The 17,947-nt window shown below is 69.3% G+C and carries 16 protein-coding genes, 1 tRNA gene and 1 other RNA gene; 9 read left to right on the top strand and 9 right to left on the bottom strand.

Annotation, left to right across the window (positions count from 1 at the left end):
- Positions 1-238 precede the first annotated feature (238 nt).
- The 3 genes from SACGLDRAFT_RS19705 (at position 239) to SACGLDRAFT_RS19695 (ending at position 4,979) form a co-directional block, all read left to right on the top strand.
- On the top strand, positions 239-1,744 hold the full coding sequence (locus SACGLDRAFT_RS19705; protein WP_005466756.1) for an IniB N-terminal domain-containing protein: 1,506 nt from the start codon (positions 239-241) through the stop codon (positions 1,742-1,744).
- Positions 1,745-1,839: 95 nt separating this feature from the next.
- Entirely contained in the window at positions 1,840-3,711 is a 1,872-nt protein-coding gene (locus SACGLDRAFT_RS19700; RefSeq protein WP_005466755.1) for a dynamin family protein, read from the top strand.
- A complete protein-coding gene (locus SACGLDRAFT_RS19695; RefSeq protein ID WP_005466754.1) occupies positions 3,708-4,979 on the top strand; it encodes a hypothetical protein in 1,272 nt (423 codons plus the stop codon). The genes SACGLDRAFT_RS19700 and SACGLDRAFT_RS19695 overlap by 4 nt, the downstream gene beginning before the upstream one ends.
- Before the next feature lie 12 nt (positions 4,980-4,991).
- Here SACGLDRAFT_RS19695 and SACGLDRAFT_RS19690 read toward each other — a convergent pair whose 3' ends face one another.
- The 5 genes from SACGLDRAFT_RS19690 to SACGLDRAFT_RS19670 form a co-directional block, all read right to left on the bottom strand.
- Positions 4,992-5,360, bottom strand: coding sequence for a hypothetical protein (locus SACGLDRAFT_RS19690; RefSeq protein ID WP_005466753.1), 369 nt, complete (start codon positions 5,358-5,360; stop codon positions 4,992-4,994).
- Positions 5,353-8,115, bottom strand: coding sequence for an FtsK/SpoIIIE domain-containing protein (locus SACGLDRAFT_RS19685; RefSeq protein WP_005466752.1), 2,763 nt, complete (start codon positions 8,113-8,115; stop codon positions 5,353-5,355). Before SACGLDRAFT_RS19685 ends, SACGLDRAFT_RS19690 begins: the two co-directional genes overlap by 8 nt.
- A 318-nt stretch (positions 8,116-8,433) precedes the next feature.
- Complete coding sequence (locus tag SACGLDRAFT_RS19680) at positions 8,434-8,679, bottom strand: hypothetical protein (RefSeq protein WP_040919337.1); 246 nt, start codon at positions 8,677-8,679, stop codon at positions 8,434-8,436.
- Between the two features lie 11 nt (positions 8,680-8,690).
- The gene (locus SACGLDRAFT_RS19675) at positions 8,691-8,951 is read right to left on the bottom strand and encodes a hypothetical protein (protein ID WP_005466750.1); all 261 of its coding nucleotides are present in this window, start codon (positions 8,949-8,951) and stop codon (positions 8,691-8,693) included.
- Positions 8,952-9,119: 168 nt separating this feature from the next.
- A tRNA-Ser gene (locus SACGLDRAFT_RS19670) sits at positions 9,120-9,206 on the bottom strand.
- A gap of 88 nt (positions 9,207-9,294) precedes the next feature.
- Here SACGLDRAFT_RS19670 and SACGLDRAFT_RS19665 point away from each other — a divergent pair.
- Positions 9,295-11,139, top strand: coding sequence for a transketolase (locus tag SACGLDRAFT_RS19665; protein WP_005466749.1), 1,845 nt, complete (start codon positions 9,295-9,297; stop codon positions 11,137-11,139).
- A gap of 30 nt (positions 11,140-11,169) precedes the next feature.
- On the opposite strand, the gene SACGLDRAFT_RS19660 is transcribed toward SACGLDRAFT_RS19665, so the two are convergent.
- Entirely contained in the window at positions 11,170-11,724 is a 555-nt protein-coding gene (locus SACGLDRAFT_RS19660) for a hypothetical protein (protein WP_005466748.1), read from the bottom strand.
- 10 nt (positions 11,725-11,734) lie between these two features.
- Positions 11,735-12,634 carry a serine hydrolase gene (locus tag SACGLDRAFT_RS19655; protein ID WP_005466747.1) on the bottom strand — a complete coding sequence of 300 codons (900 nt, stop codon included), beginning with the start codon at positions 12,632-12,634 and terminating at the stop codon, positions 11,735-11,737.
- Positions 12,635-12,699: 65 nt separating this feature from the next.
- On the opposite strand from SACGLDRAFT_RS19655, the gene SACGLDRAFT_RS19650 reads away from it, so the two are divergent.
- Both SACGLDRAFT_RS19650 and SACGLDRAFT_RS19645 read left to right on the top strand, forming a co-directional pair.
- A complete protein-coding gene (locus SACGLDRAFT_RS19650; RefSeq protein ID WP_005466746.1) occupies positions 12,700-13,371 on the top strand; it encodes an RNA polymerase sigma factor in 672 nt (223 codons plus the stop codon).
- Positions 13,368-14,525 carry a hypothetical protein gene (locus SACGLDRAFT_RS19645; RefSeq protein ID WP_005466744.1) on the top strand — a complete coding sequence of 386 codons (1,158 nt, stop codon included), beginning with the start codon at positions 13,368-13,370 and terminating at the stop codon, positions 14,523-14,525. The genes SACGLDRAFT_RS19650 and SACGLDRAFT_RS19645 overlap by 4 nt, the downstream gene beginning before the upstream one ends.
- 19 nt (positions 14,526-14,544) lie before the next feature.
- Here the strand turns inward: SACGLDRAFT_RS19645 and gndA are convergent, their stop codons facing one another.
- Positions 14,545-15,999, bottom strand: a complete 1,455-nt coding sequence (gene gndA / locus SACGLDRAFT_RS19640; protein WP_005466743.1) for an NADP-dependent phosphogluconate dehydrogenase — start codon at positions 15,997-15,999, stop codon at positions 14,545-14,547.
- A 121-nt stretch (positions 16,000-16,120) separates the two neighbouring features.
- On the opposite strand from gndA, the gene SACGLDRAFT_RS19635 reads away from it, so the two are divergent.
- Entirely contained in the window at positions 16,121-16,975 is an 855-nt protein-coding gene (locus tag SACGLDRAFT_RS19635; protein ID WP_005466742.1) for a helix-turn-helix domain-containing protein, read from the top strand.
- A 72-nt stretch (positions 16,976-17,047) separates the two neighbouring features.
- Here SACGLDRAFT_RS19635 and SACGLDRAFT_RS19630 read toward each other — a convergent pair whose 3' ends face one another.
- Positions 17,048-17,239, bottom strand: coding sequence for a hypothetical protein (locus tag SACGLDRAFT_RS19630; RefSeq protein WP_005466741.1), 192 nt, complete (start codon positions 17,237-17,239; stop codon positions 17,048-17,050).
- 239 nt (positions 17,240-17,478) lie between these two features.
- Between SACGLDRAFT_RS19630 and SACGLDRAFT_RS19625 the strand changes: the two genes are divergently transcribed.
- Together SACGLDRAFT_RS19625 and ffs are read left to right on the top strand one after the other, a co-directional pair.
- The gene (locus SACGLDRAFT_RS19625) at positions 17,479-17,730 is read left to right on the top strand and encodes a DUF397 domain-containing protein (RefSeq protein ID WP_005466740.1); all 252 of its coding nucleotides are present in this window, start codon (positions 17,479-17,481) and stop codon (positions 17,728-17,730) included.
- A gap of 69 nt (positions 17,731-17,799) precedes the next feature.
- Positions 17,800-17,898, top strand: an RNA gene (gene ffs, locus SACGLDRAFT_RS21630) — signal recognition particle sRNA small type.
- The last annotated feature ends 49 nt before the right edge of the window (positions 17,899-17,947 follow it).

Here is a 17,947-nt window from a genome sequence, read left to right as displayed (position 1 = left end):
GTGTCGTCCGGATCACCCGGTCGGCAGAGCGTGCCTCCTTTCGTACCAAAGCCATGCCTCCGAACGGCATCCCCGAATAGGCCGTTCGTCGATCCCCTAAGCCCCTAACGCGGGCTCGCGAGCGCGAGCCGCGGAACCCGGTGTCCTCCCCGATGCCCTCGCGGGTGTTCGTCCATAGCGTCGGCTCCGCCGTCACGTGACGACGTGGACGCACACCTCGTATTCGAAGGAGAGACTCTTGATCCACGCACAGGGGGAGACGGAGACCGAGCACGAATTCACCGTCTCCAATCCGGTCGAGGCCCCGCAGGAGCAGACGCTGTACGACTTCGTGTCCACACTGCTCAATGACGCCACGGCGCGTGCCGAGTTCGTGCAGGACCCGGCCGGAGTGCTTGAGCGGGCGGGGCTCGGGGACATCACGGCCGAGGACGTCCAGGACGTGGTCCCGCTCGTCATGGACTACAACGAGAAGCTGGTGGGGGTGAACGCCCTCGGGGAGACCGAGTCCGGTGTCGTCAACGGGCTCGACGGAGCCATCGAGCAGCTCCGCGGCGTGGCCGAGGCGGTGAGCGAGCGTGTCGACCTGGAGGGCACGGACCTCGGGTCGGGATTCGGCGGTGTCTCGGGGGGCGGGGCCGCCACTCCCGACGGGGCGTCGGGCGTCCTGCGGTACGACACGGAAGCCGCCGGCGGTGAGGTCACGGGACGGCTCACCGAGGACGGTCTGAACGCCGGTTCCTACACCGACAGCCCGGTGGGCCAGATCGCCGGCATGGGCGGGTTCGGCCCGGAGAGCGCTGGCGGTGTGGCCGGTGTGGACAGTGTGCTCGGCAACGCCGGCAGCGTGCTGGACGTCAGCGAGGACAACGTGTCCGGTGCGGGCAGCCTCGACACGGAGCACCTCGACGCCAGCGTGTTCGGCGCCGCGGACGACGACCGCGCTGACGGGGGTGTGGGCGTGCGCACCGACGTGGGGTCGGGCGACGGGTCCGTGAGCCTGACCGACGACGGCTACGTCGTCGGCGGTTCGGTGCAGACGCCGTTCGGTGAGTACGGCGTCGAGGTGACCGACGACGGAATTCTGGGCATCCCCGAGATCGACACCAGGGGTGACCTGATCGACAACCTCGACGCCGACACGCTCACGCGGAGCAGCGAGGCGGCGGCGAGCACGGTGGCGACGTACGTGGCCTCCGGTGGGGCGGCGCTCCACGGAACGGTGCGTTCGGCGGCCGAGGAGGTGTCCGGCGACCTTCCGACGGAGCTGCCCGCGGACGTCGTTCCCTCGGACGTCCCCGCCGCGCTGCCCACGGACGTGCCCGCCGAGGTCGCCGAGGCCGCCGAGGCTCCGGCCGTCGACGAGGAGGTGCTCTCGGAGCCGAGGGACTCCCTGCTGGAGATCGACAAGCCCATCCAGGTGATCGACCTCGACAGCAACCTGCCCAACGTGGCCAACGCGGTGTACGACCTGGCCGGGGAGCTCCACGAGGTCCGGGACAACCTGGCCACTCTGCCGAACCAGCTCGGCTTCGAAACACCCGCGGTTCAGTCGGAGATGCCGGATCTGCCGGTCGCCAACCCGATGCCCGACTCCGCCGAGGACGCCGCGCAGCGGGTGAGCGACGGCGTCGAGCGGGTCGCCGACACCGTGAGTGACAGCCCGCTGGGTGGCATTGCGGAGAAGGGTGAAGATCTGCTCTCCGACGCCACGGGGATCGACGATCTGGACCTCGGTCACTAACTCTCCGTTATCTCAATGAAGTAACAGGCCGGGCTCGGTGAGATTACGAGCCCGGCCTGTACTGCGTAGCGTGAACGAGGCACACTGTCCGATCGATGAAGGCAACCCCGTGGCTCGACGTGCTCGACGAGGCCGTTCGGTCGTGCGTCGCGCACGACCGCGAGGACCTCGCGCAACGTCTGCGGGTCCGTCGCGCCGAACTTGCCGGTCCGAAGGTCCGGGTGGTGATTCTCGGCGGACGGGGTCAGGGCAAGAGCCAACTCCTCAACGGACTGCTCGGTGCGACCGTGTGCGCGGTGGGGGACGACATGACCACCACCGTGCCCGCCGTGGTCGAGTACGCGTCCTCGCCCGTGGCCGCGCTCGTGCCCGGCACCCGGCCGCCGTCGGTGGAGGCCCGATGTGGTGAGGACACCCTTCTGCTGGAGGGCCCCGTGCCCAGCCTGCCGGCACTCACCAGTGCCGCTGAAAGACAGTCCGTTTCGGTCGATTCCGCCACCGCCGTCGCCAACCGCAGCAGTGGCGTGCTGAGGGTCGAGATCGGACTTCCGCGCAAACTGCTCGAAACGGGACTCACACTCGTCGACACACCGGCCTACGGGCCGGAACCTAACGAGCACACTCACGCGGCATTGTCGACGTTGCCCCACGCCGACGCCGTCTTGCTGACCACCGACGTGACCCGTGACCTCTCCCCGGCCGAGATCGACGTGTTGGAGCGCGTGCTCGGGTTGTGTCCCACGGCCGCCGTCGTGCTCACCAAGACCGACCTCGTGCCGGGGTGGCAGCGGGTGGTCGAACGCAACAGGGCCCGCCTCGAACGGCGAGGGCTGCCCGTGACGGTGTTTCCGGTGTCCTCGACACTGCGGCTGCTCGCGGCGAGGACGAACGACTCCCGGCTGAACGACGAGTCCGGTTTTCCCGCCCTGCTTTCGTACCTGCACCGGGAACTTATGGGAAACGTCGACGTGCTGCGGCGGCGTTGCGTCGGGGCGCTCACGGGGCTGGCGGTACGCCAGGTCGTGTCCCCGCTGCGAGAGCGGTTGACCGAGCTCCAGCGGGGCGGCGACGCCGAACTGATCGCCAGGTACCGGACCATCGGACGACAGCTCGAACTCCTGCAACGGGAGTCGTCGAGGTGGCAGACCATGCTCTCCGACGAGGTGGCCGACCTCACCTCGGACCTCGACTACGACCTGCGGGACCGCACCCGGCGCATCCTGCGTGAGGCCGACGAGTACTTCGAGGTGGCAGATCCCGCGAAGGACTGGCCGGAGTTCGAGGAATGGTTGCGCGACAACCTCGCGGCGGCGGCCGAGGCCAACTCCCGGTGGCTGCTCGACCGGTTCGAGTGGATCACCCGCAAGCTGGCGAGTGCCATCGCTCCCCATCGGGCCGACGCGTTCTCGCCGGACGAGGTACTGCGCGGGGCGCCGGAAGGCGAACTCGGCGAGCTACGGATGCCGAACATCGAGAAGTTCACCCTCGGCCAGAAGCTGTTCGTCGGGATGCGGGGCTCGTACAGCGGGTTGCTGATGTTCGGGCTCGCCACCACCCTCGCCGGGATGAGCCTCATCAACCCGATCTCGCTCGGGGCCGGGGTGGCGTTCGGCGCGAAGAGCGTGTTCGAGGAACGCGGGACGCGGCTCAAACGCAGGCAGGCCACGGCGCGTAACGCCGCCCACCGCTACGTCGACGACTTCTTCCTCGCCTTCGGCAAGGAGAGCAAGGACACCGTACGGCTGATCCACCGCGAGCTGCGTGACCGCTGCGCCGCCGTGGCGCAGGAGCTGCGGACGGAACTCGGCGACGCCGCACAACAGGTGAAGCAGGTGATCGACGCGGAGGCCACGGAGCGCGGTACCGCCATGCGAGACGTGGCCCGCCGGATCGACGAGCTCGAACTGCTGCGCAGGCGGGCCGAGGCGCTGGCACCGAGGACGGTTGTGCGAGGACTTACGGCATGAACCTGGCCGACCGGGCGTGGTCACTGCTGAGCCGGGCGCAGGAGGTGTATGCCGACAACCCCAGGGCGTCGAACTGGCTGAGGAAACATCTGACGCGACTCGGCGAGCCGGTGCGGTTGGCGGTGGTCGGGGAGGCGGGGTCGGGGAAGACGACACTGGTGGCCGCGCTCACCGGCGACGCCGATCGCGGTGGTGTGCCGAACGCCCCGAAGTCCTGGCGGCACGTGACCGCGGGCCGCGCCTGGCCGGAGTTGCTGGTACTCGACGCCTCCCTCCCCGAGCAGCATTCGACCGCCCGCGTGGTCGAGTCGATGGGGGTGGAGGCGGACGCGGTGCTCTACCTGCTCGGGCCGCACGACGCCGACACCGCGTCGCTGCGGGCGCTGCACGAGTGGTGCGTGCCAGAGCTCGCTCCCGTGAACGCGCTCGCGGTGCTCGCCCGCGCCGACGAACTCGGCGGTGGACGAGTGGACGCGCTGACCTCGGCCCGCCAGGTGGCGAGGCGATGGGCCAGGGAGTCCCCGGTCGTGGAGTCGTGCCAGGACGTCGTCGCCGTGGCGGGACTCCTCGCGCGGGCCGCGCGCACGCTCCGCCGCGAGGAGTTCGAGATGTTGGCCGCGCTCGCGGCCGTACCGAAGGCGGAGCTGGAGCCGCTGCTGCTGTCGGTGGATCGCTTCGGCTCCGAACCCCGGCGAGCGGAGCTGCTCGCGCGGTTCGGACTGTTCGGCATTCGGTTGGCCACCACGTTGATCCGCAACGGCATCGGCACACCGCAGGCGCTCACGGCGGAGTTGTGTCGGCGTAGTGGACTCGACGCGCTCGGCGAGGCGGTGTCGGTGTACTTCACCGATCGGGCTCCCGTGTTGAAGGCGCGCTCGGCGTTGCTCGGCCTCGGTGTGATGTTGCGGAGGGAACCTCGCCCGTCAGCCGCTCCGCTGGTGACCGAACTGGAACGCACGCTCATGGGCGCGCACGAGTTCGCCGAGCTCCGGTTGTTCGCCGCTCTGCGCACCGGCAGGGTGAGCCTGCCCGGTGAGCTCGGAGAGGAGGCCGCGCGGCTCGTCGGGGGTTACGGGGACACACCGCGGGCCCGGCTCGCCCCGGAGGCCGCCGGGGAAGCGAGCGAGCCCGTTCTGCGGCAGGCCGCCGCCGAAGCGTTGCGGTCGTGGCGGTCGTACGCGGAGAACCCCGTGCTCTCCTCGACCGAACGGCAGGCGGCGGCGACCGTGGTCCGCACCTGCGAGGCACTTCTCACCGGGCCGCTGTGACCCGAAGGTGCTTCACCGACGGTTGCGCCAGCTGAGCGTGTCGGCCGCCTCGGAAAGGGCCCGATACGCGGTCCGGACCTCGTCGAGGTAGTGGTCGAGATACCGGCTTTTCGCCAGGGCGCTCGGCGAGGGTGGTTCGCCGGGGTCGAGCCACGAGAGCCGTTTCACGTTGTCGAGGGCCATCCGCCACAAGCGGTGGGCCTGCTCCCGCACGGCGGTTTCCCGGTCGGAGAGTTGCTCGACCCGCTGTTCCGCTGCGGCGATGAGCGACTTCAGTTCGTCGCCGCGGCGGCGTTCCCACTCGCGGAGGTCGTCGGCCGACTTCCGGGCGCGCCCCATGATCTCCTTGTAGCGCACGGCGGCCGTGGGCTCGTCAGGCATCGGTGACCTCCGGGCGGTGGAACGGAATGGTGACCTCCGGGCTCGCATGGGTGCTGCGGTCGAAGAACAACGCCCTTCCCGGTCTCGGCGACCAGTGCACCACCTGGCCGGGGCAGAACGCCGCGAGTTCGCTGCCCTGGACGTCGAGTGCCACCCAGGCCCCGATCTCGTCGGTGCCCCCGAACCCGAGCGTGTCCTTGAGCCGGGCGACTCCTCGCCACCAGCCGAGCACGTGCAATTCCTGCACCGGACCCTGTTTGAGCAGGGTCCGAAGGTGCTCCAGCGCGCTGGGCCGGCCGGGTTCCTTGCGTTCCAACGCGGGCAGCACCGCGTCCACCCCGTAGAGCACGAGGAAGCGAGGTTTGTCCTGTTCGGACATTCGATCGACGTGTTCGGCGACGAGCGACGGAATGCCGTCGGCCGTCACCATGTCAGCCTTGTGGCCACAGGAAGCGAGGTCGTCGGCCAGCGCCCGCACCTCGGCGAGGCAGGAGTCCAGGGCACAGCCGAGCGCGAACTCGACCGCGCCCGCCTCGTACTGTCTGGCCAACGACCGGGTGGCCGCGTCGAGCACGGCCAGGGCCTCGGCCGTGTTGCTGCCCATCACCGCGAGGTTGCGTCCCGGCGCGGAGGCCATCTCGACACCGTGAGCGTTGTCCGTGACCTCGATCGCCTGTCCCACGAGCGCTCTCGGCCGTTCGACGCCGGGCTCACACGCGACGAACGCGGGGGAGTCCTCCAGCCGCGGTGCGACGGCGCCGTCGAACAACCTCGGCCGTGCGTGCGTGGCGTAACGCTGCCACAACTGTCGCTGCAGGACGGGGAAGGTGTCCTTCGAACTGGCGTCGGGGATGTGCGCGAGTTGGTTGCCATGCGCGACCCCGGACTCGTGGTTCACCACGGCATGCCATCGTGGTGCCGACACGGCCGCCTGGTTGCCCTCGGCCAGCACCCGCCTCGCCTTGGGCATCGCGATCCGTAGCGTGCACTGCTCGAACACCGCGGGCTTGCCCCAGAACGCCTCGATGCCCGCGATGTCCTGGCTGGCCAGGATCAGGTGGATGCCCTGGGAGCGCCCACGCCGCGCGAGGTCCTCCAACAGCGCGGTGGCCATGCCCGTCACCGAGTCGCGTTCGGCGAACAGGTACTGGAACTCGTCGATCACGGCGACGATCCGGGGCCAGTGCCCGTCCGGGTCCTGCTCACGGAGTTCCGCGATGTTGGTGACCTCGAACTCCTTGGCCGCGGCCGAACGACGGCGCAACTCGTCGGAGAGGAACCGCAGCAGCGCCAGCCCGAACTCGCGGTCGGTGTTGACGTTCACGCCCACCAGACGGGCGTGCGGGAGCCAACTTTCGTCCTTCTTGCCCGGCGCGAGTCCGGCGAAGGAGACCCCTTCCTTGAAGTCCAGCAGGTACAGCGCCAACTCGTCGGGCGAGTAGCGGGCCGCGAGACTGCCCAGCAGCGCGTAGAGGAAGTTCGTCTTGCCGGAGCCGCTCGGTCCGCCGATCAGGGCGTGCGGGGTGGCGTCCCCGATCACCACCTCGACCGGTTCGCCCTCGTGGAAACCGACGGGAGCTCGCAACTCCCGTGCCGAGGACTCCCGCCCGAACTCCGTCGGCAGCAGGTCGGCGAACGAGCGGGGCCCGCCCTGCTTGGTGACGATCGCCTCGGCGAGGCGGGACGCCGCGTTCGCCACCTGTCCCGAGGGCAACGCCGGGTCGAGTCGTACTTCGACGTTCGGTCCCGTCATCGACGTCACCGCGCGGCGATCGTCGAGCAGGGAGATGGTCTCCACCGAGCCGCCCAACACCGTGGGCACGTCCACGAGGACGAGCGAGATCCCCGCGGCGAGGGCCCCGCTGGCCACGCGTTTGAGCGCCCGTAGGTGTTCGGTCGCGAGCTCCTCGCCGTTGCCGTACAGCACGGCGATCCGCCACGGCTCGACACGCTTGCCGGTGGCTTCGCGCATCGCGCGCAGGGACGGGTAGCCCGCCTGCAGGGTGTAGGCGTGGATGCGGCGGATGTGCCCGGCGAGTTCGTCGAGCAGGTCGACCAGCCGAGTGGGGTCGTGCACGGTGACGGCGCTGGTCCGGCTCAACGCGTAGAAGTTCGGCAATACCGCCGTGAGCTGGCCGACGTCCCACAGGTGCACCTTCACCGCACCCGGTGCGAAGGTGCTGAGCACCCGCATCAGGAGCCCCTCGACGAGGGCGTCGACGGTGGGTCGGGTCTTCGGTGCCGAGGTGATCGACAGGTGCGACTCGTCGAGCAACGGGACGGCGACGTCGAAGGACAACGTCGTCCCGTGCTCGCGGCCGACGTTCGAGGCGTCCACAGTGGCCTCACCGATGCGCCACAGCTCGGGCGGACGGGTGCCGTCGAAGGTGCCGAGTTTGCCGAGCCATTCCCCCGGAGGGCGGCCGGCGGGACCGGGGGCCGCCGAGGCGACGAGGGCACGCAACTGGTCGGGACCGTCGGCCCAGCCGGAGTAGAAGCGGCTGCGTACGTCCTCCAGCTCCGACCTCACGGCGTTCATGGCCGGATCACCGCGGTACTCGGCGAGTCTCGGGTCGTCCTCCGCGTGATCGAGCCCCACCGACAGCACGAGTTGTTCCAGGCGCAGCTTCGTGAGTTCGGCCTCGGCCTCGGAGTGGGCGTTACGAGCGGCGCCGAGGGCGAGTCCGAGCTGGTGGCGCAGCGTCTCCAGCGCGTTCGTCACTCGCGTGCGCTCTTCGAGGACCTTGCGTCGCATGAACACACTTCACCCGATCTTCGGAACACGAAGGCCCGGTCCCGCCGGGCGGGGAGGAGGCGTGTCGAGTTCGCTCACGCGTCGATCAGTGATTGCCCGCATGGCCCACTCCTTACCGGAACCGTCAGGTGCGTAAAACGATCTTCACGTGTCCGGTTCGCGGTGCCGCACCCACCCGGCTCGTCGAGCCCGTGACGCGTTCCGGCGAGGTCCGGGAAGTCGGGCCGAGTCCGCACGAATCCTTCCTTCGGTGGCCGGGGGAAAACGGGTCCGTCGAGGCGAGCCCGACGGACGCCCGTCTCCTCGGCTGGGCGCCAGTCACATTCTCGACTCGTACTCCGCGAGCAGATTTCGCACCGTGTCGAGCCGTAGGTGATTGGCGTCGATCTGTGCCACGGCTCTGGCCAACTCGGCGGGCAGCCACGGCCGGGCCTGCGCCTGAGCCTCGACGATCACGCGTCGGTAGTCGTCCAGCAGCTCCTTCGCCTTGGTGCTGTGGGCGTGCGCGGCGGTGATCGCGTTCAGCACCCCGGCGAGGAGGTGCCGCAACTGCTCCACGGACATCGGCGTGAGCGCTAGAGCCGGGCCGAGTAGCTCTCGGCTGACGAGATGCACGCCAGGATGGTGCTCTGCGTGCCCGTCACCGCTTGCAACGCCTCCGCGAGCAGCCCGTGTGCCTGGTTGATCTCCTCCTGGGTGCTGCCGGCGGTGGCCTGAGCCAGGGATTGCTGTGCTTCCTCAAGCGCTTGAGCGGCCTGTTGCAGGGCCGCGATGCTGGCGGAAGCCTTTTCGTTCGCGAGGGCGATCCCCGCACGAATCTCTTCCACACCGGGCATGAGGCGGGCTCCTTGGGAAGTGGGGTGTTGTCACGCAATACCAACTTAGCGTGAGTGATCGTAAGCGGACAGCAGGTAGGTGGGGTAACCGCAGCTACGCCGAACAGCGCCTCGACCGTGGTGGGACACGAAAAAACCGGGCCCCGAGGGGACCCGGCTTTCGTCGAGCGGAGGATACGGGATTCGAACCCGTGAGGGCTGTTACACCCAACACGATTTCCAATCGTGCGCCTTAGGCCGCTCGGCCAATCCTCCGCCGAGAAGGGTAGCAGGGCCCCTCCGGGCTCCTTTGTCGAGGGCGTGACCGGGTTACCGGGCACGTGGGAGCGGGTATGCGACACCCATGTCGGTCGCCTCCGTGGATCACGACATGCTCACGGCGTTGGGCAGGCAACTTCGGGTGGACGCGGTGCGCGCCGCGGACTTCGCCGGGTCGGGGCATCCGACGTCGTCGCTGTCGGCGGCCGACCTCATGGCGGTGTTGCTGGCTCGCCATCTGCGCTACGACTTCGAGGCGGCGCAGAACCCCGCCAACGACCACCTGATCTTCTCGAAGGGACACGCGTCGCCGTTGCTGTACGCGATGTACGTGGCGGCGGGAGCCATCTCCGACGAGGAGCTGCGGTGGTACCGGTCGTCGGGCAGCCGGTTGCAGGGACATCCCACGCCCGCGTTGCCGTGGGTGAGCGTGGCCACCGGTTCGCTCGGGCAGGGACTCGGCGTCGGAGCGGGAATCGCGCTGGCGGGCGAACGGCTCGACCGGCGGGACTTCCGGGTGTGGGTCCTGTGCGGGGACGGCGAGCTCGCCGAGGGCTCGATGTGGGAGGCGTTCGAGTACGCCGGGTACGAGAGGTTGCGCAACCTGACGGCGATCGTGGACGTGAACCGCCTCGGCCAACGCGGCCCCACGCGGTACGGGTGGGACACCGCCACGTACGCCCGACGGATCTCCGCGTTCGGCTGGCACGTCGTCGAGATCGACGGGCACGACGTCGACCGGATCGACGCCGCCTACGCCGAGGCCGCCGAGAGCGCGCGGCCCACCGCGATCCTGGCCCGCACCCGCAAGGGCAAGGGCGTCCGCGCAGTGGAGGACGCCGAGGGAGCGCACGGCAAACCGGTGCCGAACGCCGAGTCCGCGATCGCCGAGCTGGGTGGGCGCAGTGAGATCCGCGTCGAGGTGGCGGCCCCGGAGTACGAGCGGCCCTCCCCACCCGGCGGGGAGAGAGCGCTGGCCATCCCCGTGTACGAGCGAGGCGAGTCGGTGGCGACCCGCACGGCCTTCGGCCGGGCCCTCGCCGCCATGGGACATGCGCGTCCCGATCTGGTGGTGCTCGACGGCGAGGTCAGCGACTCCACGCGCACCGCGTACTTCGCGGACGAGCACCCCGACCGCTTCTTCGAGTGCTACATCGCCGAACAGCAGATGACGGCGACGGCCGTCGGCTTGTCGGCGCGCGGCTGGCTGCCGTTCGCCGCCACCTTCGCCGCCTTCTGGAGCCGTGCCCACGACTTCGTCCGCATGGCCGCCGTCAGCGGAGTCGACCTTTGCCTCGTGGGCTCGCACGCGGGCGTGTCCATCGGCGAGGACGGCCCCTCGCAGATGGGGCTGGAGGATCTCGCGACGTTCCGGGCGCTGTGGCGTAGCACCGTGCTCTACCCGTGCGACGCGAACTCCACGGCGCACCTCACGGCGGCGATGGCCGAGCACTCCGGAATCCGGTACCTGCGCACCACTCGCGCCGACACACCCGTGTTGTACGGGCCCGAGGAGACGTTCCCCGTCGGGGGCAGCAAGGTGCTGCGGTCGTCCGAGTTCGACGACGTGACGATCGTGGCCGCGGGCATCACGGTGCACGAGGCCCTCGGGGCGGCCGAACTACTCGCCGACGACGGTGTGCGGGCCCGCGTCGTGGACCTGTACTCGCTGAAGCCGGTGGACGTGGCGACGCTGCGGCGGGCGGCGGCCGACACCGGGCGCATCGTCACCGTGGAGGATCACTGGCCGGAGGGTGGGCTCGGCGACGCGGTGCTGGACGCGCTGACCGAGTCCACCGTGATGCCCACGGTGGTCAAGCTCGGGGTCTCGGCGCTGCCGGGGTCCGCCACCCCCGCCGAGCAACTCCGTCACGCCGGTATCGACGCCGAGTCCGTGGCCGAGGCCGCGCGGGAGCTGGCGGGGGAGTGACCGGGCCGTCCGTGCGGCGGACGACCCGCCTCAGCCCGCGAGCGCGCGCACGGGGGCGGGCTTGCCCGAACCACTCGCCTTGACCGCGCGACGCATTCGTTTGCGTAGTTTCCGCCTTCGGTGGTTGTCGTCCATCAACGCGAAGGTGGCCGCCGTGGCCAGGCCGTACGCCAGGTGCGGCAGGACGTCGCTGAGCCAGTCGGACGTACTCCAGGTCCGGGGGTCGGTCACGCCCAGCACCGTCATGGGCGCGTTCGCCCCCACCAGCGCGGCCACCGTCGCCACCACACCGCCCACGAGCACCGGGGGACGCCAGCCGAGACCGTGCAGCACGCCGTAACAGACTCCCACGGTCGTACCCGTGACCATCCCGAGCAGGGCGCCGAGACCGGACTTGCGGCTTGCCTGCTGCTCGGGGTCGCCGGGGATCTTCGTTCCCGCGGCCTCGCTGATCTTGTCGATCGTCTGCTGAGGTGTGCTGCTCGACGGACGGCCCCGCAGCGTCATGTCCAGGTAGGTGGCGGCATGCAGCGCTGTGGTTCCCGCGGCGCCCGCCGCGGCGCCGCGCGCGATAGAAGACAACATGGCATCGGAGTTACCCGTGGTTCGGGGGTCGAACCGGGATTCTCGTCGGAAGGGGCGATTCCCGGTCCACACCGGCCGCGTCGAGCACCCGCGCGACGTAGGAGGTCAGGTTCCGGGAGACGGTCTCGTTATCGACCTCCCGCGAGGTACGGCTGAGCACCGCGACGATGTAGCGGTCGTCGTCTCCCACGAGGCCGGAGGTGTGCAGCACACGTTCGTCGGTGCAGCACGCCCAACCCTGTTTCACCGCCACCGGCAGCCCTCCCGCCGCGTCGGGAATCCCGAAGCGTTGGTAGAAGCCGTCGTTGCCGTACGGGGTCGAGGCCCGCAGCGCGGCCAACACCACCTCACGGGTTCGCGGGGGCGCTTCCTCCAACAGGTACCGGTAGACCTTCACCATGTCGGCGGCCGTGGTCAGCGTGTCGCCCCACTTGCCCCACTCCTCGGGCGCCTCGGTGCCGTCCAGGCCGAGCCGGTTCGCCCATTCGGTGACCAACGCGGGTCCGTCTCCCTCAACCCAGAGCTGTCCCGCGATGGCGTCGTGGCTTTCCGCGATCATGACGTGGACGTCGGACTCGGACGCACCCCGTTCCAGGGCGTCGAACGCGATCAGCAACTTCACCAGCGACGCGGAGGTGAACTGTTCCTCGGCGTTGTACGCCACGGTGATCCGCGACCGGGTGCGGTCGAAGACCACCACGCCGACGTCGTCGAACTCGTGGTCGAGGAGCTGCGCCGGGGGCTGCGGGAAGTGGTCGGAGGTGTCGGCGGCCTCGCGAGTGTTCTCCTCGAAGACCGCGGGCGCCATCCGGGCGCCGAGAATGGCGACGATGATCCCTGTGACGAAGCCGATGAGCGCCGCCGCGACGACGCCCAGCGCCCGTCGGTTCCTTGAGCTGTTTGCCGACATGACCCGTGTTGTCCACAAGGGGAACGCGCGTTGCCGTTCACCCCTTCAGGTGTGATATAGAGCACATGTTCAGTGTTCCTCGGCAACGCAAGTGGTGGCAACGGCCAAGTGCCGGTGTGGACGTGTTGGTCGAGAACCGCGCCGAGCGGGGAAGCGCGAACGAACGGGAGGACTCCCACCCCGATCTCGCGGGTGGTGATCCCGAGGAGCTCTTCACTCGGCTTTTCGACACGCACGCGGCCGCGTTGCGCTCGTACTTCGCGGGGCGGGTCGGGGGGCATGTCGCCGACGACCTCGTCGCGGAGACGTTTCTGCTGGCGTTGCGCAAGCGTGGGACGTACGACCCGTGCCGAGGCCCGGTACGTCCGTGGCTGTACGGCATCGCCACGAACGTGTTGAGGGGACATACCAGGAAGGAGCTGAGGGGGTTGCGGGCGACCGCGCGAATGGTCGGGGACGCCGGGACGGCTGTCGAAGCGGTCGAGGTACGGGTCGCCGAGCGGGTGGACGCTCAGCAGCGCACTCGTCGGTTGGCGGCAAGCCTCGCGCGGCTGTCGCGCCTCGACCGCGATGTCCTGTTGTTGTCGGCGTGGGCCGAGTTGACTCCCACCGAGATCGGGCAGGCACTCGACATGCCCGCCGGAACGGTGCGATCCCGGCTGTACCGCGCCCGCCGGGCGCTTCGGAAGGCCCTGGCCCTCCAGGAGCGGGAGGCCGGGAGAGGAGGGCGACGGTGAAGGACGAGAACCGATTCGGGGGGCCCGAGGCCTCGGACGCGGCCCTTGACGAGGCGTTGCGGGAATTCCGTCACGAGCTGCGTGCCGCCCCACCGAAGCTGGCCGACGCTCGCGTGCGGGTGTTGGAGGCGGCGCGGGCGGAATCGGTGAAACGGTCGCGACGGGTCTTCCGAGGGATTTTCCCGCGTCTGCCCGCTCGCCGGTGGGTTCCGGTGGCCGCCGCCGCGGCGGCGGTCGCGGCCGCGGTCGTCGTTCCTCCGTCCCTGCTCCCGGACGACACCGACACCATGCTTTCCGCCGGGCGGGCGTCGGAGCAGGTGGCGCCCTCCCCGCCCACGGGCTGGGACGTGATCAACGCGGCCAGCTTCCTGCAGAGCGCGGCCTTGGCCGCCGAGCTCCGTCCCTCGACCGAGCTGGCCTTTCCGGCCCGGCTGAGACAGCACGAGTTCCTGTCCCACGTGGTCGAGGACCAGCAGGGAGTTTGGGTGATGGGGCAGGCGCGTGTGGCGGACATGAGGTCGGAAGACGGGCGTGTCTGGAGGGTCCACGGGGAAGTCATGACGAGACCGCGATGGCTCGGACGCGACCCCGGACACGGCCTCGATCCCGACGCGATGGACTTCGCCGGGGCGTTCTGCGCCAGCAGCCGTGGGCGGGACTCAAGCGACTGCGTGGACTCGCAGGGCTGGTATCGGCCCGAGCTGTACCGGGAGCTCGGGGACGAGGAGCGACCTCTGAGCAAGTTGAACGGCCTCCTCCCCGGAGCGCGGGAGACGCCTTGGCGCGTCGGCGTGCGCGACAGCGGCGACGACGTGTTCGACACCGCGATCCGCGCCTTGAGCACCGGGGTGGTGCCCGCGCGGGTGCGGGCGGCGATGTACCGGGAGCTCGCCTCGCTGCCGGGGGTGCACGTCACGGCCGAGGACGTCTCGATGATCGAAGTCCGAAACGGCCGGGTGGAGTACGACACCGACACCGATGGCGTGGCCATCGGGATCGACGACGCTGACACCGGACAGCGACGTGAGATCGTGGTGCATCCGAGCACCGGTGAGTTCCTGGGAGCGAGGGCCGTTGCGCTCGAAGGCAACCACCTGCCCGGTGTCGAGGCCGGGACGGTGTTGTGGTCGCTGACGATCGAGTCGATCCGCTAGCGGTTTCCCGCGCCGCCGGTCAGACCTCGTGTTCCACGCGTGGCTCGGCGGCCCAGGTCGTGTGGAAGCTGCCCTCGCGGTCGACCCTGCGGTAGGTGTGCGCGCCGAAGTAGTCGCGCTGGGCCTGGATCAGCGACGCGGGGAGCCGTTCGGCCCGGAGCGCGTCGTAGTACGCCAGCGCGGTGGAGAATCCGGGCGTCGGAATGCCCAGCCGCACGGCGGTGGACACCACGGACCGCCACGCGCCCTGGGCCTCCTCCACCGCGCTGCGGAACTCGCCGCTGGTCAGCAGGGTGGGCAACGTGGGCTCGGCGCGATAGGCGGCGCGGATGTCGTCGAGGAACTTGGCCCGGATGATGCAACCGCCGCGCCAGATCGCGGCCACCGCGCCGAGGTCGATGTTCCAGCCGTACTCGGCGCTGCCCGCCTGGATCTGGTTGAACCCCTGGGCGTAGGCGACCACCTTCGAGGCGTACAACGCCTGCTCGACGTCGTCGGCGAAGCTGTCGGGCACGCCCTTTCGGGTCGTGGTCCCGGACCGGCCGGGACCGGCCAGGCCCCGTGCCGCCTCGCGCAACCCGACGTGGCCCGACAGGGACCGGGCGAACGTGGCCTCGGCGATACCCGTGATGGGCACGCCGAGCTCCAACCCGTTCTGCACGGTCCAGCGGCCGGTGCCCTTCTGCTCCGCCCGGTCGGCGACGACGTCGACGAACGGCTTGCCGGTGCGCGGGTCGGTGTGCGCGAGGACCTCGGCGGTGATCTCGATGAGGTAGGAGTCGAGCCGCCCCGTGTTCCACCCGCGGAAGGTCTCGGCGATCTGCGCGGGCTCGAAGCCGAGTGCGTTTCGCAGCAGGTCGAACGACTCGGCGATGAGCTGCATGTCGGAGTACTCGATGCCGTTGTGCACCATCTTCACGAAGTGCCCCGCGCCGTCGGGACCGATGTGGGTGCAGCACGGCGCGCCGTCCACCTTGGCGGCGATGTCCTCGAACAGCGGGCCCAGTGACTCGTACGACTCGGCCGAGCCGCCGGGCATGATGCTGGGGCCGTGCAGGGCGCCTTCCTCGCCGCCGGACACACCGGTGCCCACGAAGTGCAGCCCCCGCTCGCGGAGCGCGGCCTCCCTGCGACGCGTGTCGGAGAAGTGGGCGTTGCCCGCGTCGATGATGATGTCCCCCGGTTCCAGCAGCGGGGCGAACTCGTCGATGACCGCATCGGTCGGGGCGCCCGCCTTGACCATGACGACGAGCTTGCGCGGCCGCTCCAGCGCGCGGACGAACTCCTCGGCGGAGTAGGTGGGGATGAACTCCCCCTCCGAACCGAAGTTCTCGACGAGGTCGCGGGTGCGCTGTTCCGTCCGGTTGTGCAGGGCCACGGTGTGTCCGTGACGGGCGAGGTTGCGGGCGAGATTGCGTCCCATCACCGCGAGGCCGGTGACACCGATGTCTGCTCTGGCCGTCTGGGAGGTCATAATCCGACCCTACGCGGCAACGGCGGATTCGGTGGTTGCTCAGCGTCGCCGGAGGGAGATCAAGAGCCAGCCGGAGAGGTGATTTCACCCTGGCGGTCGAACGCGGTAACGTCACTGCGCCATGGCCAGCACCGTGACTTCCCGTCGTAAACAGCTCGGTAACGAACTGCGCCACGCCCGTAGGTCCGCAGGGCTCACCCAGCAGCAGGTCGCCGAGATCCTCGGTTGTACCCAGGGGAAGGTCAACAAGATCGAGTCGGGCGCGGTCGGCGCGAAGCTCGGCGACGTGCGCAGGATGTTGGAGGCGTACGGCGTGACGGGCGAAGAGGCCGAGACCCTGCTCGACATGGCCAGGTCCACCGCCGGACAGCGCGGCCACTGGTCCGGTTACCGCTCGGTGGTACCGCATTGGTTCCGGACGTTCACCGATCTCGAACCCGCGGCGGCCGAGATCATGACGTGGCACTGCGAGCGCATCCCCGGTCCGCTGCAGTCCGAGCACTACATGCTCAAGCAGTTCACCGAGTACGGGGCCACCGACATCACCGCGTTGGTGCGTAATCGGCTCGACCGCAAAGCGGTCTTCGACCAGCCGCAACCGCCCTACTACCGTTTCATCATCAGCGAGGCGGCGTTGCGGCGGGCTCCCGGTGGACATGCTCCCGCGGTGATGCTCGACCAGATCGAGCACATGCTGGAGTTGGACCAGCGGCAGCGGGTGTACGTGCACGTCCTGCCGTTCGACGCCAAGCTGGCCTCGGTGCCCAACGACTTCACGATCATGCGGTTCCTCGACCGCACCCGCGACTTCGTCTACGTCGAGCACTCCGCGGGAGGCCTCTACCTCGACGACGCCAAGGACTTCCAGATCTTCGTCGACGCGTGGGACCGGCTTCGCGGCGCGGCTCTCGAACGTCAGGAGACCCGACAGTTCCTCAAGCAGGTCGCGCAGGAGTATCGCGAGGCGCTCGACTGACCCACGACGTGGTGGGGAGGTTCGGGTCTTTCGCGAGGCGTGCCCGGTGATCGCGGTTCGGGAGCCGAGGTCTCAGGCTCGACAGAGATAGCGCAGTGCGAACGGGTCGTCGACGAAGAGCAGGGACGTGGACTTCTTCCTGGCCGAAAGCTTGACGAGGTTCAGGTTCCACCTGTTACGACGCGGCTCGGTCGCGTCCTCGGCTTCGACGTCCCCCATCGGCCTTTCGGTCGGTAGTGGTTGCACGTCAAGTCGTACGGCCATGCCTTACTCCATCCCCCAGAGTTGTTGCCGATCTCTCAACAGATCGACCCCGCTCGCCCGTGGTTATCCGTACCCACTAGTAATAATCCTAGTTCGTGAATAATCGTGTTGTCGACCCGCGAGTTCGAATGTCGCACGGATGGACGCATCCGTTCGAGGGGTCTTGGCCCTGTGACAAAGGAATCGCGAGGTCGGCGACAGGGCTGCGGGTCTCCCCGCACCAGGCGCGGAGGTAGGCGATGGTCGATTATGTCGGCGACAAGGAATACGATCCGACAACGGCCGTGGACTGGTTCGACCCCGGAAACTGGCGTAAGTCCTTCGCCAGTGAACCCAACGGGGGGAACTGCGTCGAGGTCAACCTCGCCGACGACAAGGTCGGCGTACGCGATACCAAGCTGGCAGAGAGTCCGGTTTTCGTGTTCCGCCACTCCGAGTGGGAAGCCTTCCTGAAGGCTGTGAAGGCCGGGCAGTTCGACCTGCCACGGTGAACTCGCCCTCGTGACTCGTGATCGACGGGCCCCGGCCTCGCTGCGGTCGGCCGGGATGGCCTAGACTGGTTGACGGACCCCCGCGGCGTTCACCCTGTGAACCTCCCCAGGGCCGGAAGGCAGCAAGGATAAGCAGGCTCTGACGGGTGCGGGGGTCCCCTTCTTTTCCCGGGGTGCTCCCGGCTTCTCGCGGGACTCGGGTGACGGGCACATCGTC

This window comes from Saccharomonospora glauca K62, from assembly GCF_000243395.2.
Lineage (GTDB): Bacteria > Actinomycetota > Actinomycetes > Mycobacteriales > Pseudonocardiaceae > Saccharomonospora > Saccharomonospora glauca.
This window is presented reverse-complemented; position numbering and strand designations above follow the sequence as displayed.

Bases quoted from the DNA above. Each gene is read 5' to 3' on its own strand.
- SACGLDRAFT_RS19650 (WP_005466746.1), top strand. From the start codon at position 12,700: ATGTTCAGTGTTCCTCGGCAACGCAAGTGGTGGCAACGGCCAAGTGCC.
- SACGLDRAFT_RS19675 (WP_005466750.1), bottom strand. From the start codon at position 8,951: ATGCCCGGTGTGGAAGAGATTCGTGCGGGGATCGCCCTCGCGAACGAA.
- SACGLDRAFT_RS19625 (WP_005466740.1), top strand. From the start codon at position 17,479: ATGGTCGATTATGTCGGCGACAAGGAATACGATCCGACAACGGCCGTG.
- SACGLDRAFT_RS19695 (WP_005466754.1), top strand. From the start codon at position 3,708: ATGAACCTGGCCGACCGGGCGTGGTCACTGCTGAGCCGGGCGCAGGAG.
- SACGLDRAFT_RS19655 (WP_005466747.1), bottom strand. From the start codon at position 12,634: ATGTCGGCAAACAGCTCAAGGAACCGACGGGCGCTGGGCGTCGTCGCG.
- SACGLDRAFT_RS19635 (WP_005466742.1), top strand. From the start codon at position 16,121: ATGGCCAGCACCGTGACTTCCCGTCGTAAACAGCTCGGTAACGAACTG.
- SACGLDRAFT_RS19680 (WP_040919337.1), bottom strand. From the start codon at position 8,679: ATGTCCGTGGAGCAGTTGCGGCACCTCCTCGCCGGGGTGCTGAACGCG.
- gndA (WP_005466743.1), bottom strand. From the start codon at position 15,999: ATGACCTCCCAGACGGCCAGAGCAGACATCGGTGTCACCGGCCTCGCG.
- SACGLDRAFT_RS19665 (WP_005466749.1), top strand. From the start codon at position 9,295: ATGTCGGTCGCCTCCGTGGATCACGACATGCTCACGGCGTTGGGCAGG.
- SACGLDRAFT_RS19690 (WP_005466753.1), bottom strand. From the start codon at position 5,360: ATGCCTGACGAGCCCACGGCCGCCGTGCGCTACAAGGAGATCATGGGG.
- SACGLDRAFT_RS19685 (WP_005466752.1), bottom strand. From the start codon at position 8,115: ATGCGACGCAAGGTCCTCGAAGAGCGCACGCGAGTGACGAACGCGCTG.
- SACGLDRAFT_RS19630 (WP_005466741.1), bottom strand. From the start codon at position 17,239: ATGGCCGTACGACTTGACGTGCAACCACTACCGACCGAAAGGCCGATG.
- SACGLDRAFT_RS19660 (WP_005466748.1), bottom strand. From the start codon at position 11,724: ATGTTGTCTTCTATCGCGCGCGGCGCCGCGGCGGGCGCCGCGGGAACC.
- SACGLDRAFT_RS19700 (WP_005466755.1), top strand. From the start codon at position 1,840: ATGAAGGCAACCCCGTGGCTCGACGTGCTCGACGAGGCCGTTCGGTCG.